Genomic DNA, 17,256 nt, shown 5'->3' with positions numbered 1-17,256 from the left:
GTGGCGGACCGGAGACCGGAACATAACGATCACGTAACGGTCGACGCCGGGCGATGTGATCGATGTTGCGTGGCGCAAGTCGCACATCCGCGGCGCAAACCCGGCACAATACCCTCGGCGCGACTGATGGAAGGGAACAGACTTATGAAACGACTGTCCGCATTAGCGGGAACGTGTGCGGCGGTCGCGATAATCGCGGTCGGGGCTGCTCCGGCCGGAGCCGACCCCAACAACATCAATCCCTTCCCGGTCCTGAACGGCAGCACCGGCCTGCCCAACCTACCCGGCCCGGCGAAGGCGATCTTCCAGCTGACGGGAATGGCCAGCCCGAACCACACCGACCAGCAGAACGTGCTCGGCACCGATCTGGGCATCATGTGGGACGACGGGCGCGGGCACATGATCAGCGCCTACGGCGACACCGCCGGATTCGGCGTGCCGAATCTGCTGGCCGGAAGCGTGTGGGCCTGGCGGTCCAACGTGCTGTACCGCAGCCCCGCCGGAGCCGGCCCGTCGCACGGCATCCACTACACGAGCTTCGTCGACAACCCGCTGCCCAGCCCGAAGATCCCCGGTATCGAGATCAGCTTCATCCCGACCGCGGGCATCTCGGTCAACGGCGTGCAGTTCATGCGGATGATGTCGGTGCACGACTGGGGCGCGGACGGGAAGTGGCACACCAACTTCTCCACCCTGGCCGCCTCCGGTGACGACGGGCAGACCTGGGCTCAGCTGCCCACGACCCGCCGCGCGGCGGACGGCCCGTGGGTCAACTTCCAGCAGAACGCCTTCCTGAAGGCCAACGGCTATCTGTACGAGTACGGCACGCCCTCCGGCCGCAACAACCCGGGGTTCATCTCCCGGGTCCGGGAAGGCGATATCGCCAACAACGACGCCTACGAGTTCTGGGACGGCAAGACCTGGAAGCCGAAGGACCCGATGGCGGCCAAACCGATCGTCGGCGGCGTCGGCGAACTGTCGGTGATGTGGAACGAATACCTGCACCAGTTCGTCATGCTCACCACCGACCCGTTCAACTCGGTGGTGATGCGGACCGCGCCGAACCCGGAGGGTCCGTGGGGCCCGCCCCGCACACTGGTCGACGTACGCAACCTGTCGACCGCCTACGCCCCCATGCTCTACCCGTACCAAACCGGCGACGCCCTGTACTTCGCCCTGGGCATCCACAGCCAGTACAACGTCGTCCTGATGCGCTCGCAGTTATAGTCTGCCTCCGCTTCGCTCCGGCGGGTTTTCCGTCGGAGCGAAGCGGAGACCAAAAATACAGAGAGCTCCGTGCGGTTGCCGGGTCGGGGGTCTGGCAACTGCACGGAGCCGATCTGTGTATCGCGCCCCACGCGGGAGTGTTACACCGCCCCGGTACGGACCTCAGAAATTTTCCGGACCTGACAGAGTGGACAATCGAGAAGGCTGCGGCGTGGAAGTGACGGGTTCGCCGAGTGCGCCGCCGTGAGAGAGCTCGGACCCGCCGGAGCTCGGAGACGACTCGAGGAGAATGTATGCAGCTGGGAATGATCGGCCTCGGCCGGATGGGCGCGAATATCGTGCGCCGGATCGTCAAGGACGGGCACACCGCGGTCGGCTACGCCCGTCGCGAGAGTCAGATCAAGGAATTCGTCGACGAGTTGGGCGACAAGTTCACCGGCGCCACGGATTACAAGTCCTTCGTCGAGCAGCTCGAGAGTCCGCGCGTCGTGTGGGTGATGATCCCGGCGGGTGCGACCGGCGCGGTCATCGATGAGGTCGCCGAACTGCTGGATCCGGGCGACATCATCATCGACGGCGGTAACAGCCGGTACCACGAGGACATCAAGCGGTCGCAGGCGCTGGCACCGAAGGGCATCCACTATCTGGACATCGGCACCTCGGGTGGCGTGTGGGGCCTCGAGCGCGGCTACTGCCTGATGATCGGCGGCGAGGCCGAACAGGTCGCGCACATCGAACCGCTGCTGCGTTCGATCGCGCCCGGCGTGGACGCCGCCCCGCGCACCCCCGGACGCACCGGTGAGCCCTCGCGCTCCGAACAGGGCTACCTGCACTGCGGACCCGCCGGCGCGGGTCACTTCGTGAAGATGGTGCACAACGGCATCGAATACGGCGCCATGGCCGCGTACGCGGAGGGAATGAACATTCTGCACAAGGCGAACATCGGCGCGCAGCTCGAGGCCACGCACTCCGCGGAGGAGACTCCGATGGACAACCCGGAGTACTACCGGTACGACATCGACGTCCCGGAGGTCACCGAGCTGTGGCGGCGCGGTTCGGTCGTCGCGTCCTGGCTGCTGGACCTGACCGCGCAGCAGCTGCTGCAGGATCCCGAGCTGTCCTCCTTCGGCGGCCGGGTGTCCGATTCCGGCGAGGGCCGCTGGACCATCTCCGCGGCCATCGACGAGGGCGTTCCGGCACCTGTGCTGTCCGCGGCCCTGTTCGCCCGGTTCTCCTCTCGCGGCGAGGCGCTGTACGCGGACAAGGTGCTCTCGGCGATGCGCAAGGGCTTCGGCGGCCACAACGAGCTTCCGGCGAAGTAATCTCATCGAAACCCGCTGCCCCGCACCGTCGTTCGGTGCGGGGCAGTGCTTTCGCCTGGGCGTTGGCGGATATCCGGAACGCATCCGCGCCCGGGGGTCGGGCGGCCGAATACCGATGTCCGGCCTCCGGTGCTGTTGCCGACCGGCTGCTGCCCTTCTTCCTGCGGGAACGCCACGGACGGCATGTTCGCGACATGCGCCGTGCCCGTCTTGGTCGGATGCGGCGAACCGGCTACCGTCGAACTCCATGCGCAACGTTCGCGGGATCGTGCTCGCTGTGATGGCCGTCGGTTTGACCGCGTGTTCGAGCGGATCCCCGACTTCGTCGCCGTCACCGTCGCCGTCGCCTTCCCCCACCGCTGCCCGCGGGACCACACCCGCCACGACGACGACCAAGAGCCAGCAGGACTGCAATGCGAACTATCTCGCGCAGTTCAGCACGCGCCAGAAGCTCGCGCAGTTGCTGACCGTCGGGGTGACCGGGACCGCGGACGCGACGAACGTGGTGCGCACCGATCAGGTCGGCGGGATCTTCATCGGCAGCTGGACCGATCAGGCGCTGCTCGCCGATCATCAGATCGATCAGGTCAAGGCGGCGGCGAAGGTGCCGCTGCTGGTCACCATCGATGAGGAGGGCGGCCGGGTCTCGCGGCTGAAGAACCTGATCGGCGCGGTTCCCCCGGCCCGGACCGTCGCGCAGACGATGACCTCGGACGCGTTCTACAACCAGAGCCTGGCCCGCGGGAAGGCGATGAGGGATCTGGGCATCACCGCGGATCTCGCACCGGACGCCGACGTCAGCGACCAAGCGGCCGATTCGGTCATCGGCGATCGTTCGTTCTCCGACGACCCGAACGTCGTGACCGATTTCGCGGGGGCGTTCATCCGGGCCATGCACGACGCGGGCCTGGGCGCGGTCATGAAGCATTTCCCCGGGCACGGCCACGGTTCGGGCGATTCGCACACCGGCGCGGTGCACACGCCGCCGCTGGCCCAGTTGCAGAACAACGATCTGGTGCCGTTCCGCAATCTGATCGGTTCCGGGGCGGCGGTCATGGTCGGCCACCTGGACGTTCCCGGGCTCACCACGCCGAACGTTCCGGCCAGTATCAGCCCGCAGGCGATGGCCCTGCTGCGGCACGGCACCGGCTACGGCGCCGCGCCGTTCGACGGCCCGATCTTCACCGACGACCTCGGCGGAATGGCCGCGATCAGCGCCCGGATGAGTATCGAGGAGGCGGTCGCCGCGGCGCTCGAGGCCGGTGCCGACAACGCGCTGTGGACGACCAGCACGGCCGTTCCCCAGGTGCTCGACAAGCTCGAGCAGGAGGTGAACTCGGGTCGCCTGCCGATGGCCCAGGTGGACGCCTCGGTGCTGCGGATGGCCAAGTTCAAGGGGATCACGCCGCACTGCTGATCACGATGGCCCGAATGCGACAGCGTTCCGGTCGGCGAGCCCGTGAGCTGCGCGCTCCGGCGGCGGCGCGGGCGACTTTCCGGCAATGGACGGTTCGCAGAACTTACCTAGGAGTAAGATAGGGCTTTCATCATGGCCTAGGAGTGTGAATGGCGGGCGGTACGAAACGGCTCCCCCGGGCGGTTCGTGAACAGCAGATGCTGGACGCCGCCGTCGAGGTGTTCTCCCGCAAGGGTTATCACGACACGTCCATGGATGCCATCGCCGCCGAAGCCAAGATATCCAAGCCGATGCTCTATTTGTACTACGGGTCCAAGGACGAGCTGTTCCGCGCCTGTATCGCTCGCGAGAGCATGCGTTTCATCGAGGCCGTCGCCGTCGCGGGCAACCCTCAGCTGACCCCGCACGAACAGCTCCGCGCGGGCCTCGAGGCATTCCTGTCCTACGTGGACAACCACCGCCTGTCCTGGCAGGTGCTCTACCGCCAGGCACTGGGACAGCAACCCTTCGCCTCGGAGATCGCCAACAGCCGCGAGCGCGTCATCGAACTGACCGCCAAACTCCTGGAATCCAGCGCCAAATACGCCGAGCCGGGAACGAATTTCGACATCGTCTCGGTGGCGGTGATCGGCGCGGGCGAGGCCATCGCCGACCGCATCGCCAGCGGGGAAGTAGCAGTCGCCGAGGCCGTCAACCTGCTCGACGACCTGGCCTGGCGCGGTCTGGCGGGTAGGAAGAAGTCCGAATAGCGTTCAGCGGCCGGTGGTCACGGCTGCGACGCGGGACGAAGCCTGACAGGCCGTCTCCGAATTTGTAGCAGCACAACCGCGGCGCTTCGGCGGCGGTTGGATCGAGGGGGCGGGCTTGTTCGGACTCTTGCGGCCCTGTGCGCACGGGGAGGCGAAATCGGTATCGGCGCAGGGGAATTCGTTACGCAGATGTGCGGGCTGGGTCTCGGCCTGCGGGACGGGCACAGCCGGATGGCGTGCGCCGCAACCAACCGATGCGATCGTGCTGAGCATTCTGACCGAGGCGCAGCGGCCGGAGTGAGCCGCGCGTGCGGCGGCGGGGCCGTGCCCGTTGCGCGGGATGCGTAAGGCCACGGTCGCCGACGCGGCCGGTCCGGGCGTTCGGTTGGCCGCGACGGCGTCATTGTTGTTGGGGGCCGCCAAGATTCGTGACCACGCCGACGACGGTGAGGCCGGGGCGTTGCGGGCGCGGCCGATGGCCCGGGCGGGCCGGAAGACTGTCGACCGGCCGGGGTGGCTTCAGTGGTCGCGCGCTTGCTGCGGCGTCAACCCGAACTGCGCCTTGAACGCGGCGCCGAAGGCACTGAGCGAGCGAAAACCGCTGGCGTGGGCGATCTGCGCCACGGTGCGGTCGGGGGAGTTCTCCCGAAGCAGGCGACGGGCGTGACCCAACCGCTCGGTGCGGATCAATCGGCTCGGTGTCGTACCGGTGTGCTGCAGTGCGAGTTGGACCTGTCGCATGGACCAGCCGAGGTGGTGCGCGATGGCCGCCGGTGTGAGTTCGGGGTTCGTGGCGTTCCGGCGGACGTAGTCACGGACGGCGGCGTCCACCGCGTCCAGCGTGGTGGACGACTCCCTGCCGGACCGCAGGCACAGTTTCAGCAGTTCGATCGCCATGTCGTACGTCGTGGCGAAGCCGACCCCATCGACGACCGCGCGCTGCTCGCTGAGTTCGCTGATCATGCCGAAGGCGACCGCCCCCACCCCCTGCCTCAAATCGAGCACCGCGGGTCCGGCACCGGCCGCGAGCGGGAGCGAACCGGCGGGTATGTTCATCACCCACCCTTGTGCGCGCTGCGCCTGCGCGAAGTCGAACGGTCGCGCCTTGGTGACCACCGCGCACTGTCCCGGTGCCACCTGAACTGCGTGGTCGTCCTGCCGGAACCGCATAGCGCCGCTGGTCGGAACGACCACCCGCAGGCTCGCGTCGTCATCCCGGCGAACATCCGCCGGCGTGCGGGCGTAGGTGATGCCATCGGACCGGAAGCCGATCAGCTGGTAGCCCGCGTAGTGCTGGGCCCTGGTGGTGCCGTGGAACGTCGGGGCATCGGCGAACCGGAACTGGAGCGTGCCCTGATTCCGGCAGATGTGCTCGGCCCAGAAATCCGCGGACTCACCGGCCGAGACCGCGGCGGTGTCGACCTCCTCGACGCGATACGGCTCGCGATCTCTCACGGGACAACTCTCCAGCGGCTTGCGCGTGTGCGTGCATTCCATGCGCGCACCCGGTCGAACGGGCGCGGACACTCTCATAACCTGAAGTCGAATTATGGCACCGATCACACCGTGGGAAGCCATCTGTCCTGGCTGTGACGAACTTTCAGGCCCGTGATGCGCCGGGGAGGACCGAATGATCCATCCGCCCACCTATGCCGACAGTGATCGCATCGCTCTGTACAGCCCGGAATTCGCCGCCATGCCGCACGAGTGCTACCGGGACATGCGCGAACGCTACGGATCGCTGGTTCCGGTCGAGTTGTCGCCGGGAGTTCCAGCGACCCTGGTCATCGACTACCGCACGGCCGTGCGGGTGCTGCACGATCCCGCGCATTTCCCGGTCGACCCGCGGTCGTGGGAGCAGGACGTCCCGGACGAGTGCCCGGTGAAACCGATGCTGGCCTGGCGGCCGAACGCGATACGCAATTCGGGTGAGGAGCATCGGCGCTATCGGGAGGCCAACGTCGCGGCCCTCTCGGCGGTCGACCTGCACGGGCTGCACGCCGTTGTCGAACGGATCGCGGTGCCGCTGATCGCGCGGTTCTGCGAGACCGGCTCGGCCGACCTGATCGCCGATTACGCACGGCCGCTTGCCTTTCAGGTCGTCAACGCGATGCTCGGCTGTTCGGCCGAGATCGGGCAGCGGGTCAGCACCGGTGTGATCACCCTCTTCGAGGGGGCCGATGCCGCGGCCGGGAACATGATGCTCACCGACGCGCTGAGCGAACTCGTCGCCGGTAAACGCGCGCGGCCCGGCGACGATGTGACCACCCGATTGGTGCACCATCCGGCCGGGTTCGACGATCAGGAGGTCATCGAGCAACTCGTCACGCTCTACGCCGCGGGTGTCGAGCCGGTGCACAACCTCATCGCCAATACGCTGCTGCTGATCCTGACCAACGACCGCTTCGCGGGCAGCCTGCTCGGCGGCAGCCTGTCCACCCGCGACGCCCTGGACGAGGTGCTGTTCCTGGACCCGCCGATCGCGAATTTCTGCATGACCTATCCGCGGCAGCCGGTGTTGCTCGACGAGGTGTGGCTGCCCGCCCATCAGCCCGTGATCATCAGCATCGCGGCGTGCAACAACGACCCGGCCATCGGCGGCGGCGACCACACCGGCAACCGCTCGCACCTGGCCTGGGGCGCGGGGCCGCACGCCTGCCCCGCTCGCCGGGCCGCCTACCTGACCGCCCAGGACGGCGTGGACCAGCTTCTCGACGCGCTGCCCGAGATCGAACTGTCGGTCGAGCCAGACGAATTGGCCTGGCGCCCAGGGCCTTTCCACCGCGCCCTGGCCACCCTCCCGGTCACCTTCGATCCGGCCCGGCCGTTCGCGAGCTGGCACCCCGGCTGACACCCATCGGGACACTTCGAAACGGGAAGAGCCGCACGCCTTTCCGTGACCATCGAATCCCCCATGCGATTCGACGGATTGCGGAAAGAGCGTGCGGCTCGGGCTGTCCGGCGGAACCGGATCAGTTCAGGGTTGCGGTGAGGTAGGGATATCCCTTCGTGGGGTGTTTCAGGGACAAGTCCCAGCCCGCGGATGTCTGGTCGGCGTAGGCGTTGATCGTCGACGGAAGCAGGATCGGTTTGCCGAAGCGGACCGAATACGTTGCCGCGGCGGGGATCCGGCCCTCGATGACGCCGAGAATGGCTGCGGCGGACCACATTCCGTGCGCGATCGAGCGCGGGAAGCCGAACGCCTTGGCGCTCAGCGAGGACATGTGGATCGGGTTGCGGTCACCCGAGGCCGCGGCGTAGCGGTGGATGGTGGACTGGTCCACCGCCACGGTGCGCAGCGGCGGTGGGGGAACCTCTTCCGGTTTCGGCTCCGGGCGCGGGCCGCCGGACAGCGAGGTCTTCTGCTGGTGCAGGAACGAGGAGGTCTGCCGCCACACCAGTTCCCGACCGACGTTGATCTCCGTGATCGCGTCGACCACGAGGCCTTTCGGGTGTTCGCGCAGATTCTCCACATGGGTATGGATATCCAGCGGCTCACTGGCCGAGATCTCGCGCCGCCGCTCGATCACGTTCTCCATGTGCACCGAACCGACCGCCGTGAACGGGAAATCCCGGGCGGTCAGCAACTGCATCACCGTCGGGAAGGCCAGCACGAACGGGTAGGTCACCGGCAGTGCGTCGCCGAAACGCAGCCCGGTCGCGTGGCAGTACGCGGCCAGGTTGTCGATGTCGACGCGCAGGCCGTTCAATTCCACCGCGCGGTCGGGAATCTCCGACTTGCGCGCAGACACCAGCGGCAGCGGAACGGCTCCCAGGGCGGCCTTGAGGTACAGGCTGCCGGTCTTGGGCGGCTCGTTCAGTTTGATGGTCCGGGTCATCGCGCGCTCCGCTCAGGCACCGATCAGGCCCTGGCCGCACACGCGAACGACGTTGCCGTTCACCGCGTTCGAGGCCGGGCTGGCGAAATAGGCGATGGTCTCGGCGACGTCGACCGTCTGCCCGCCCTGGGACAGCGAGCTGAGCAGCCGGCCGGCCTCGCGGGTGCCGAGCGGGATGGCGGCGGTCATCGCGGTCTCGATGAAGCCGGGCGCGACGGCGTTGATGGTGATGCCCTTCTCCGCCAGCTTCGGGGCCTCGGCGTTCACCATGCCGATCACGCCGGCCTTGGACGCGCCGTAGTTGGTCTGGCCGCGGTTGCCCGCGATACCGGCGATGGAGGACACGTCGACCACGCGGCCGCCCTCCTTCAGCGCGCCCTTGGCGACGAGCGCCTCGGTGATGCGGTGCGGCGCGGCGAGATTCACGTTGAGCACGGCGTTCCAGCGGGCGTCGTCCATATTGGCGAGCAGCTTGTCGCGGGTGATGCCCGCGTTGTGCACGATGATGTCCACACCGCCGAAACGCTGGGCGAATTCGGCGATCTTGTCCGCGGCGTCGGCGGCGGTGACGTCCACCGCGAGCGCGGTGCCGCCCACCTTGTTGGCGGTCTCGGACAGCGCGTCACCGGCGGCGGGGATATCCGCGGCGATCACGGTCGCGCCGTCCCGGGCGAACACCTCGGCGATGGTCGCGCCGATACCGCGCGCGGCGCCGGTGACCACGGCGACCTTGCCCGCCAGCGGCTTGTCCCAGTCGGCGGGCGCGGTGGAATCGTCCTTGCCGACGCGGAACACCTGGCCGTCGACGAAGGCCGACTTACCCGACAGCACGAAACGCAGCGTGGATTCCAGGCCGGTCGCGTTCGCGGACGCCTCGGGGTGCAGGTAGACCAGGTTGGAGGTGGCCCCGCGCAGCAGTTCCTTGCCGACGCTGCGGGTGAAGCCCTCGAGCGCACGCTGGGCGATCTGCTCCTCGACGCTCGCGGCGAGCTCGGGGGTGGTGCCGATCACCAGGATCCGGCCACTGGGCGCGATCGAGCGCATGACCGGCTGATAGAACGCGTACAGCTGGGCCAGTTCCTCGATCGAACCGAGGCCGGTGGCATCGAAGACCAGGGCGCCGAACTTCCCACCCTGTGTGGATTCCTCGGCGAAGGTGTAGTCCGACAACAGGTTCCGCACCGCGTCGGCTACCCGCCCCTTACCGCCGAGCAGGACCGGGCCCGGCAGCGCGGGCTCGCCCTTCCGGTAGCGGCGCAGTTTCTCCGGCTTGGGCAACCCCAGCTTGCCGGCCAGGAACGAGCCGGGTGCCGAGTTGACGAACGATCCGTAGAGGTTGGGAGCGCCCTTGCTTTTGCTGGCTGCCACTGTTCCTACCTTTTCTTGTGTCGTAGGGGACTCATCGTCGTATCGGCCCGGCTGTCCGGACGTGTCGCATCCATCTTGGGGTACGTATCGACAATGAACTTACTCCAGAGTAAGTTTAATGTAAACCGATAGCGAAGAGGCACCGGACTGCGCCGCTACTTCGGCAGGCCGGGACGCGACACCCACCGACATACCCACCCCGCCGGCTCGCAAGCGCCGCCGGCTCACCGTCCCCAAGGAGACTCGAGTGACAACCAAAGCCCGTTCGGCGAATGCCTCCTCGGCCACCGGCAGCAAGCAGGCGCGCCCTGTCGCCGTGCTCGGCGGCAATCGCATCCCGTTCGCCCGCTCCGACGGCAAATACGCGCACGCCTCGAATCAGGACATGTTCACCGCGGCGCTGAACGGGCTGGTCAGCCGGTTCGGGCTGCAGGGCGAGCGGCTCGGGCTGGTGGTCGGCGGCGCGGTGCTCAAACGTGTCGGCGAGCACGGCATGATTCGCGAGAGCGTGCTGGGCAGCGAGCTCTCGCCCTACACCCCGGCGCACGATCTGCAGCTGGCGTGCGGCACCGGGCTGCAGTCGATCGTGACCGTCGGCGACGGAATCGCGTTGGGCCGCATCGAGGTCGGCGTCGGCGGCGGCACCGACACCACCTCCGACGCACCGATCGGAGTGAGCGAGTCGATGCGCGAATGGATGCTCGACGCCAACCGCGCCAAGAAGAACTCCGACTACGTCAAGCTGGTCGGCCGGTTGCGGCCGAGCATGGTCGGCATCGAGATCCCGCGCAACGCCGAACCGCGCACCGGCCTGTCGATGGGCGAGCACGCCGCGATCACCGCCAAGGAGTTCGGCATCGCCCGCGAGGCGCAGGACGAGCTGGCCTACCTCTCGCACCGCAATATGGCCGCCGCCTACGACCGCGGCTTCTTCGACGACCTGGTCACCCCCTTCCTCGGGCTGACCCGCGACGACAACCTGCGCCCGGGCTCGACCATCGAGAAGTTGTCCACGCTGAAGCCGGTGTTCGGCGTCAAGCTCGGCGATGCCACGATGACCGCGGGCAATTCGACCCCGCTCACCGACGGCGCGTCCGCGGTGCTGCTGTCCAGCGACGAGTGGGCCGCCTCGCGCAACCTCGAGCCGCTGGCCCATCTGGTGGACAGCGAGGTCGCCGCGGTGGACTACATCCACGGCCCGGACGGCCTGCTGATGGCGCCGACCTACGCCGTGCCGCGGCTGCTGGCCCGCAACGGACTCACCTTGCAGGACTTCGACTTCTACGAGATCCACGAGGCGTTCGCGTCGGTGGTGCTGGCGACGCTGCAGTCGTGGGAGTCCGACCAGTACTGCAAGGAGCGCCTGGGTCTGGACGGGGCGCTGGGGTCGATCGATCGCGCCAAGCTGAACGTCAACGGATCCTCGCTCGCCGCGGGTCACCCGTTCGCCGCGACCGGCGGCCGCATCATCGCGCAGGCCGCGAAGCAGTTGGCGGAGAAGGGGTCCGGCCGCACGCTGATCTCCATCTGCGCCGCCGGCGGTCAGGGCGTGGTCGCGATCCTGGAGCGCTGAACCGGATCGATACACTCCCGAGGCGTGAGTGACATCTCGACGGGCGAGCAGGTGCCCACCTCCCGGTTGGCCCTGCTCCGCCCGGTTCCGGCCGATGCCGGGGCAATTCTGCGCATCTGCGGCGTCGCCGATCCGTGGGTGTCGGTGGTGCCGGATATCGCTGCGGCACAACGTCTTTACGCCGAGTGGGACAGGCACTGGCAACAGCACGGCTACGGCTACTGGACCGTGCGCGCCCACTCCGGCGACACCGTCCTGGGCTTCTGCGGAATCCGTTCCATGACCATGCCCGCGGGTCCGGCCCTCAACCTCTTCTACCGCCTCGACCCGGCGGTCCGAGGCCGCGGTTTCGCCGCCGAGGCCGCCGCCGCGGTGGTGGCGTACGCCCGCGCCTACTTGCCCGGACTACCGGTGATCGCCCGCATCCAGCCGAGCAACGCCGCCTCCCACCGCGTCGCCGAACGAGTCGGCCTGTCCCGCGCCGAATATCTCGACACCGACAGCTGGCATTATTACCTCACCCCGGCCGGCTGGGGTCGTCCGTAACCAAACCGCTTGCCGTGCGGTTCATTACGCCGGAGCATTGGGCCCTCCGCGCGCCGCGGGCGGACCCGCGCCGGCGAGTTGGGTCGCACGCGGCGAGCGGCTGCCGGGCATCGGTTCGCCCGGCAGGTCATGACCTCGCCGAAACACCCTCTCGCCCGAGCAGATCGGCGCGGCGGCGGTCCTCGCGAACTCGACGAAGCCCGAACTCGGCAGCACCGGGGGCAGACCGGTCCGAAGGCCGCCGACGGGGGTGAGCCGCACTGCGCGACCTGCACTAAGGACGTCAGCCCCGCCGGGCAGGCCGCGCGTACCCGGCCGATCACCCCGAGGCGACCTGGCGGCGGGCCAGATCGAAGGTGCGGCGGGCGAGGTCGGAGATGCGGACGTTGTCGTAGCCGGAGACCGCGGTGCGGAGGCGATCGGCGAGCGGGTCGGTCCAATGACCGGGAATCGCATTGGCTCCCAAGAGGATTCCGGCTACCGAACCCGCGGTCGCGGCGGTGGAGTCGGTGTCCCAGCCGGCCTGCGCGGTGAGGCCGATGGTTCGGGTGAAATCCCCTTCGCCCCAGAGTAATCCGACCGCGACCAGACATGCGTTGCCGATCGCGTGCACCCAGCTGTAGTGGCCGTGGCGGGCGTGCACGGTGGCGACGGCCTGGTCGTAGCCGATGCCGCGCTCGTGATCGGCGACCACCTGCGCGAGTGCGACGGCGAGCCGGGAATGTTCCGGGATAGTCTGTTGCGCAAGGTGAATCGCTTTCAGCGCGCTCCCGGCGGTGAAGGCCGCGGCGGTCAGGGCCGCGACCCAGATGGCCGCCCAGGCGCCGTTGCCGGTATGCGAGACCGAGGCGTCCCGGGCGGCGAGTTCGGCGGCGCGACCCGGATCTCCCGGACAGAGGTAACCGTAGATGTCGGCGCGGATCATCGCGCCGACCCACTCGCGGTACGGATTGCGGTAGGTCGCGGTGGCGGGCGGCGCCAGGCCGTCGATCAGGTTGCGGTAGGCCACCCGGTCGGCGGTGTACGTCTGCAGGAACGGCAGCCGGCCGAGCCATTCGGCGGCCACGTCGGCGGCGGTGAACTCGATGCCCTGCTGCTCGAGCATGTGCAGACTCAGCACCGGATAGTCCAGGTCGTCGTCGCGCGGGCAGCCGTCGATCCGGCCGCGTACCGACTCCGGCCAGCCCGGGGCGAGCCGATACCCCTCCGGCATCGGGCTCAGCACCGGGATGTAGTCGGCCAGCGGATAGGCCCCGGCCTGTTCCAGATAGGTCCGAATATGCTGCGGTGACCAGGCGAAACCGTTCTCCAGCGGTTTACCGAGGGTGCAGCCGACGCACCGGCCCAGCCAACCGCCGTGCACGCGGTCGTAGAGATGGGTCGGATGCACCGGCGAACGCGGCAGTGCGGCGGGCAGCAATGCGCTCGCGGCCTCGTCGTACGGCCAGCCCGGATCGCGCGGCGCGGCCTCGACGCGCTCGAGCATCAACCAGCACGCCGCGGCGTTGGGCAGCCGGGTGTGCGTGAGCTCGCGCACCTCCTCGGCGAAAACGTCCACCGCATAACCGGATTCGCGCCGTTGCAGCCACTCGTAGTACAGCAGTGCGCGCGGGTCGCCCTCGGGATGGCCGAAGAAGGCGGACTCGATCGGCTCCACGATGTCCACGGAAGTGATGTCCACAGAAGTATTCACAGGATGGTGATGACCGCCTCGACGACCTCGGACAGCAGCGGTAGCGATTCCTCACGCTGCGGGGGACGAGCCCACCAGCGCCCCTCGTGGGTGTGCCTGCCGAATCCGGTGGGCAGGATGACATTGCTTCGAGCAGGACCGATATCCACGCCGTGACGCTCCAATTGGACGGTGCATTCCAGATTCGGGTACCCATCGAACACCGCGAGGAACGTCCGGCGCGCCGGTCGTTCCCGGACCAGTACCGGGCCGGGCACCCCGCGAACGGTCAGCTCGTCCAGTATCACCGAGCCCAGCGGTTCGGGCGTGTTCACCGCGGCGATCTGATCGACCAGCGGTAGCACCACGAATCCCGGCGCGGTCACATGCACTCGGGGCAGACCGAACTGCGTCCTGTACGCCTCGGCCCAATCTTGTGGAGTTGCAAGCTGTTCCGATCGCACATCCGACCTCGGCTCCGATGTCCACCCTCCGGCGACGGGTTCGGCCGCCGGGTTTCAAGTGAAACCCCGAAGTAGCGTTCTCGGTGCAAGTTTCGGTGAACCGTGAGCGAATTATGCAGAACGAAAACACATCTCGCTGACATACCGACCGTCCGCGTTGCCGGGGGAATCGAGCCGCTGGCCGTCGGCGACCATATCGTGCCCGGCCACCGATGCGCCGCACCGCGCCGCTGCCGCGGGACACATTCGCGCTGGCAAGAGGGCTCGACATCCCTGTGATGGGCCGCCGCGGCGGGTACTCTCGGCGAATAGTCGAGGCGCCGGAACCCAGGAGGTCCGCCCATGCCCTGCGATCTGATGCTCATCGCCTACGACGGCTCGGACAATGCCAAACGGGCCGTCGAATACGCCGGGCGGTTTCTCGCCGCGCCGAAAGCGGTCGTCCTCACCGCCTGGGAGCCGATGGTTCGCCAAACCGCGCGATTGTCCGGAATGTCCGGCGTGGTACAGCCCGAATGGGTCTCCGACGAGGAGATCGAGGACATCGCGTACATCGACGCCAAACAGATCAATGCCGAAGGGGTGCGGCTGGCCAAACTGGCCGGACTCAATGCCGAACCGCGCACCGCCGAATGCACCTCGACGATCTGGAACGCGATCGTGGACGTCGCCGACGACCTCGACGTCGACATCATCGTCGCCGGAACTCGCGGCGCGACGGGTATCCGGGCGCTGCTGCACTCGAGCGTCGCCGAAGCCGTGCTCAAACACTGCCACCGGCCGATCCTGCTGGTTCCCCCGGGCCGAAAAGCCGAATGCCCCTGAGGTCGCGCGCTGTTCCCGGCGATCGATCGCCCAGCGCCACGCCGGCAGGCTTCGGGCACACGGCGCGCCCGCACCGCGTCGGCTGCGCGATACCTCCTGGCCACGCGGTGCGAACACCGCGAGCCGGGGTGCGAGCCGGCATCCGGGTTGCCGCGCATCACAGTGAGATGTGCGTCCCTGCCCGGGCTCCGCGCGGTGCCGGGCGGACTATCGTCGGGGCACTATGGACGGATTTCTGCTCGCTCAGCCCGGCGGTGTCGTACGAACCGAGGGCGTTCGGCGCAGCCTCGACGACGCGGAATCCGCGGCGGCCGACCTGGCGAACGGAACGGCCGAGCTGATCGTCGGGGCGCTGCCGTTCGATCCGCGCACTCCGGCGGCGCTGTGCGTGCCCGAGCGGGTGCGGCATACCGCGGGGCCGTGGCGTCCGGCGGCGGTGCCGCCGCTGCCCGAGGTTCGGGTGCTCACCGAAATCCCCAGTGCCGCAGAACATATCGCGCGTGTGACGAAACTCGTCGAGCAGCTCTCGGATCCTTCGCAGCCGCTGCGCAAGGTGGTCGCGGCGCGTTCGGTGCTGGTGCGCGCCGACGAGCCGCTCGATCCGGAGGTGGTGGCCGCACACCTGCTGACCAGGCATCCGCGCGCCAATGTGTTCGCGGTCGATCTGAGTCCCGCCGGACGGCCCGGGGCGACGCTGGTCGGCGCCACGCCCGAGGTTCTGGTCGCCCGGCACGGCGAGACGGTGACGTTGCGCCCGCTCGCCGGGACGATCGCGCGACATCCCGATCCCGAGGCCGATGCCGAGCGGTCGCGGGAACTGCTGGCCAGCACGAAGAATCGCGCGGAGCACGAGTTCGTCATCGAGTGGATCCGCGAGCGGCTCGCCCCACTGTGCGAACTCACCGTCCCGGACGGCCCGGAACTGATCAACACCCACGAGGTATGGCATCTGGCCACACCGATCAGCGGCCGGGTCCGCGCGCCCGGCACCACCGCCCTCGACCTGGCCCGCGCCCTGCACCCCACCCCCGCGGTCTGCGGCACACCGACCGGCCTGGCCCTGGACACCATCACCGAATTCGAGGAGGACCGCGGCTTCTACGGCGGCGCGGTCGGCTGGTGCGACGCCCGCGGCGACGGCGAATGGGTAGTCGCGATCCGCTGCGCGGAACTGTCCGCCGACGGCCGCACCGCACGCGCCTTCGGCGGCGGCGGAATCGTCGCCGCCTCGGACCCCCGCACCGAACTCGACGAAACCACCGCCAAGCTCAGAACATTCCTGGGCAGCCTGAACTGCGCTGTGTGAGCGGCCTCTCCCCGCGCCCAAGCCGGTACCCATTGGCGAAGCCTGTCCGTCCCGCTGGAAGCCGCCCACGAAACGAACGCTGCAACAACGCCAACCCCCAACGGTTTTCGGTGCGCACCGCACCAGAGCCCCACCGAAGCGAAGCCCACCGCGCCCAGCGGCGAACCGTCTCCGGCCCGCTGGAAGTCGCCAGCGAAGCGAAAGATTCGACAACACCACCCCCAGTATTTTCGGCGCACCGCACCCGATACCCGCCGAAGCGAAACGAGGCGAAAGCTGACGCACCCAGCGGCGAACAGTCTCCGAACCACTGGAAATCGCCAGCGAAGCGAAAGATTCGACAACACCACCCCCAGCATTTTCGGCGCACCGCACCCGATACCCGCCGAAGCGAAACGAAGCGAAAGCTGACGCACCCAGCGGCGAACAGTCTCCGAACCACTGGAAATCGCCAGCGAAGCGAAAGATTCGACAACACCACCCCCAGCATTTTCGGCGCACCGCACCCGATACCCGCCGAAGCGAAACGAAGCGAAAGCTGACGCACCCAGCGGCGAACAGTCTCCGAACCACTGGAAATCGCCAGCGAAGCGAAATTCAACAACATCAACCCCAGGATTTTCGGCGCGCGCCTGGAGGCAGCCCGCGGACGATCCCGCGGTCACCGCGAACACGAGCACGAGCAGACGGGTGAGCCGGGCCTGCTGCGGCGCGGCGACGGTCGGACCCGATACCCGCCGAAGCGAAGCGAGGCGAAAGCCTGACGTGCCCAGCGGCGAACCGTCTCTGTCGGGCTGGGAGTCGCCCGCGAAGCGATAGGTTCAGCAACACCAACCCCAAGGTTTTCGGCGCGGGCTCGTCGTTCAGCCCTCGAAGCGCATGGCCGAAGGCCGAGTCTCGAGGGCTGAACGACGAGCCTTACAGCGCCGAAAACCCGCCGCAGCGAAG

General features: G+C 68.2%; 14 protein-coding genes. 9 read left to right on the top strand and 5 right to left on the bottom strand.

Annotated features, from left to right (window positions below; translation table 11 throughout):
• Positions 1-144: 144 nt before the first annotated feature.
• From AC5WS7_RS15435 to AC5WS7_RS15420, 4 genes are all read left to right on the top strand, one after another.
• Positions 145-1,227 carry a glycoside hydrolase family 183 protein gene (locus AC5WS7_RS15435; RefSeq protein WP_495955138.1) on the top strand — a complete coding sequence of 361 codons (1,083 nt, stop codon included), beginning with the start codon at positions 145-147 and terminating at the stop codon, positions 1,225-1,227.
• A gap of 293 nt (positions 1,228-1,520) precedes the next feature.
• Entirely contained in the window at positions 1,521-2,549 is a 1,029-nt protein-coding gene (gnd, locus tag AC5WS7_RS15430) for a phosphogluconate dehydrogenase (NAD(+)-dependent, decarboxylating) (protein ID WP_495955137.1), read from the top strand.
• A gap of 247 nt (positions 2,550-2,796) precedes the next feature.
• Complete coding sequence (locus AC5WS7_RS15425; RefSeq protein ID WP_495955136.1) at positions 2,797-3,966, top strand: glycoside hydrolase family 3 N-terminal domain-containing protein; 1,170 nt, start codon at positions 2,797-2,799, stop codon at positions 3,964-3,966.
• A 149-nt stretch (positions 3,967-4,115) separates the two neighbouring features.
• A complete protein-coding gene (locus AC5WS7_RS15420; protein ID WP_495955135.1) occupies positions 4,116-4,715 on the top strand; it encodes a TetR/AcrR family transcriptional regulator in 600 nt (199 codons plus the stop codon).
• Between the two features lie 519 nt (positions 4,716-5,234).
• On the opposite strand, the gene AC5WS7_RS15415 is transcribed toward AC5WS7_RS15420, so the two are convergent.
• Positions 5,235-6,170: an AraC family transcriptional regulator gene (locus tag AC5WS7_RS15415; protein ID WP_495955134.1), complete on the bottom strand. Its 936-nt coding sequence runs from the start codon at positions 6,168-6,170 to the stop codon at positions 5,235-5,237.
• A gap of 175 nt (positions 6,171-6,345) precedes the next feature.
• Between AC5WS7_RS15415 and AC5WS7_RS15410 the strand changes: the two genes are divergently transcribed.
• Positions 6,346-7,566 carry a cytochrome P450 gene (locus AC5WS7_RS15410; protein ID WP_495955133.1) on the top strand — a complete coding sequence of 407 codons (1,221 nt, stop codon included), beginning with the start codon at positions 6,346-6,348 and terminating at the stop codon, positions 7,564-7,566.
• A 121-nt stretch (positions 7,567-7,687) separates the two neighbouring features.
• Here the strand turns inward: AC5WS7_RS15410 and AC5WS7_RS15405 are convergent, their stop codons facing one another.
• Together AC5WS7_RS15405 and AC5WS7_RS15400 are read right to left on the bottom strand one after the other, a co-directional pair.
• The gene (locus tag AC5WS7_RS15405) at positions 7,688-8,554 is read right to left on the bottom strand and encodes a MaoC family dehydratase (protein WP_495955132.1); all 867 of its coding nucleotides are present in this window, start codon (positions 8,552-8,554) and stop codon (positions 7,688-7,690) included.
• Positions 8,555-8,566: 12 nt separating this feature from the next.
• Complete coding sequence (locus AC5WS7_RS15400; RefSeq protein ID WP_495955131.1) at positions 8,567-9,922, bottom strand: 3-oxoacyl-ACP reductase; 1,356 nt, start codon at positions 9,920-9,922, stop codon at positions 8,567-8,569.
• Positions 9,923-10,169: 247 nt separating this feature from the next.
• On the opposite strand from AC5WS7_RS15400, the gene AC5WS7_RS15395 reads away from it, so the two are divergent.
• Both AC5WS7_RS15395 and AC5WS7_RS15390 read left to right on the top strand, forming a co-directional pair.
• Entirely contained in the window at positions 10,170-11,495 is a 1,326-nt protein-coding gene (locus tag AC5WS7_RS15395) for an acetyl-CoA C-acetyltransferase (protein ID WP_495955130.1), read from the top strand.
• Between the two features lie 24 nt (positions 11,496-11,519).
• Positions 11,520-12,041: a GNAT family N-acetyltransferase gene (locus AC5WS7_RS15390; RefSeq protein ID WP_495955129.1), complete on the top strand. Its 522-nt coding sequence runs from the start codon at positions 11,520-11,522 to the stop codon at positions 12,039-12,041.
• A gap of 319 nt (positions 12,042-12,360) precedes the next feature.
• Here the strand turns inward: AC5WS7_RS15390 and AC5WS7_RS15385 are convergent, their stop codons facing one another.
• Both AC5WS7_RS15385 and AC5WS7_RS15380 read right to left on the bottom strand, forming a co-directional pair.
• Entirely contained in the window at positions 12,361-13,722 is a 1,362-nt protein-coding gene (locus tag AC5WS7_RS15385; RefSeq protein ID WP_495955128.1) for an ADP-ribosylglycohydrolase family protein, read from the bottom strand.
• Between the two features lie 8 nt (positions 13,723-13,730).
• Positions 13,731-14,099 carry a hypothetical protein gene (locus AC5WS7_RS15380; protein ID WP_495955127.1) on the bottom strand — a complete coding sequence of 123 codons (369 nt, stop codon included), beginning with the start codon at positions 14,097-14,099 and terminating at the stop codon, positions 13,731-13,733.
• A gap of 420 nt (positions 14,100-14,519) precedes the next feature.
• On the opposite strand from AC5WS7_RS15380, the gene AC5WS7_RS15375 reads away from it, so the two are divergent.
• Positions 14,520-15,002: a universal stress protein gene (locus AC5WS7_RS15375; RefSeq protein ID WP_495955126.1), complete on the top strand. Its 483-nt coding sequence runs from the start codon at positions 14,520-14,522 to the stop codon at positions 15,000-15,002.
• Positions 15,003-15,225: 223 nt separating this feature from the next.
• Positions 15,226-16,308 carry an isochorismate synthase gene (locus AC5WS7_RS15370; RefSeq protein ID WP_495955125.1) on the top strand — a complete coding sequence of 361 codons (1,083 nt, stop codon included), beginning with the start codon at positions 15,226-15,228 and terminating at the stop codon, positions 16,306-16,308.
• The last annotated feature ends 948 nt before the right edge of the window (positions 16,309-17,256 follow it).

The organism is Nocardia sp. PLKS1-43, assembly GCF_059510335.1.
This window is presented reverse-complemented; position numbering and strand designations above follow the sequence as displayed.

Excerpts from the sequence above, each read along its gene's own strand:
- AC5WS7_RS15435 (WP_495955138.1), top strand. The coding sequence starts at position 145 with ATGAAACGACTGTCCGCATTAGCGGGAACGTGTGCGGCGGTCGCGATA.
- gnd (WP_495955137.1), top strand. The coding sequence starts at position 1,521 with ATGCAGCTGGGAATGATCGGCCTCGGCCGGATGGGCGCGAATATCGTG.
- AC5WS7_RS15425 (WP_495955136.1), top strand. The coding sequence starts at position 2,797 with ATGCGCAACGTTCGCGGGATCGTGCTCGCTGTGATGGCCGTCGGTTTG.
- AC5WS7_RS15420 (WP_495955135.1), top strand. The coding sequence starts at position 4,116 with ATGGCGGGCGGTACGAAACGGCTCCCCCGGGCGGTTCGTGAACAGCAG.
- AC5WS7_RS15410 (WP_495955133.1), top strand. The coding sequence starts at position 6,346 with ATGATCCATCCGCCCACCTATGCCGACAGTGATCGCATCGCTCTGTAC.
- AC5WS7_RS15405 (WP_495955132.1), bottom strand. The coding sequence starts at position 8,554 with ATGACCCGGACCATCAAACTGAACGAGCCGCCCAAGACCGGCAGCCTG.
- AC5WS7_RS15375 (WP_495955126.1), top strand. The coding sequence starts at position 14,520 with ATGCCCTGCGATCTGATGCTCATCGCCTACGACGGCTCGGACAATGCC.
- AC5WS7_RS15370 (WP_495955125.1), top strand. The coding sequence starts at position 15,226 with ATGGACGGATTTCTGCTCGCTCAGCCCGGCGGTGTCGTACGAACCGAG.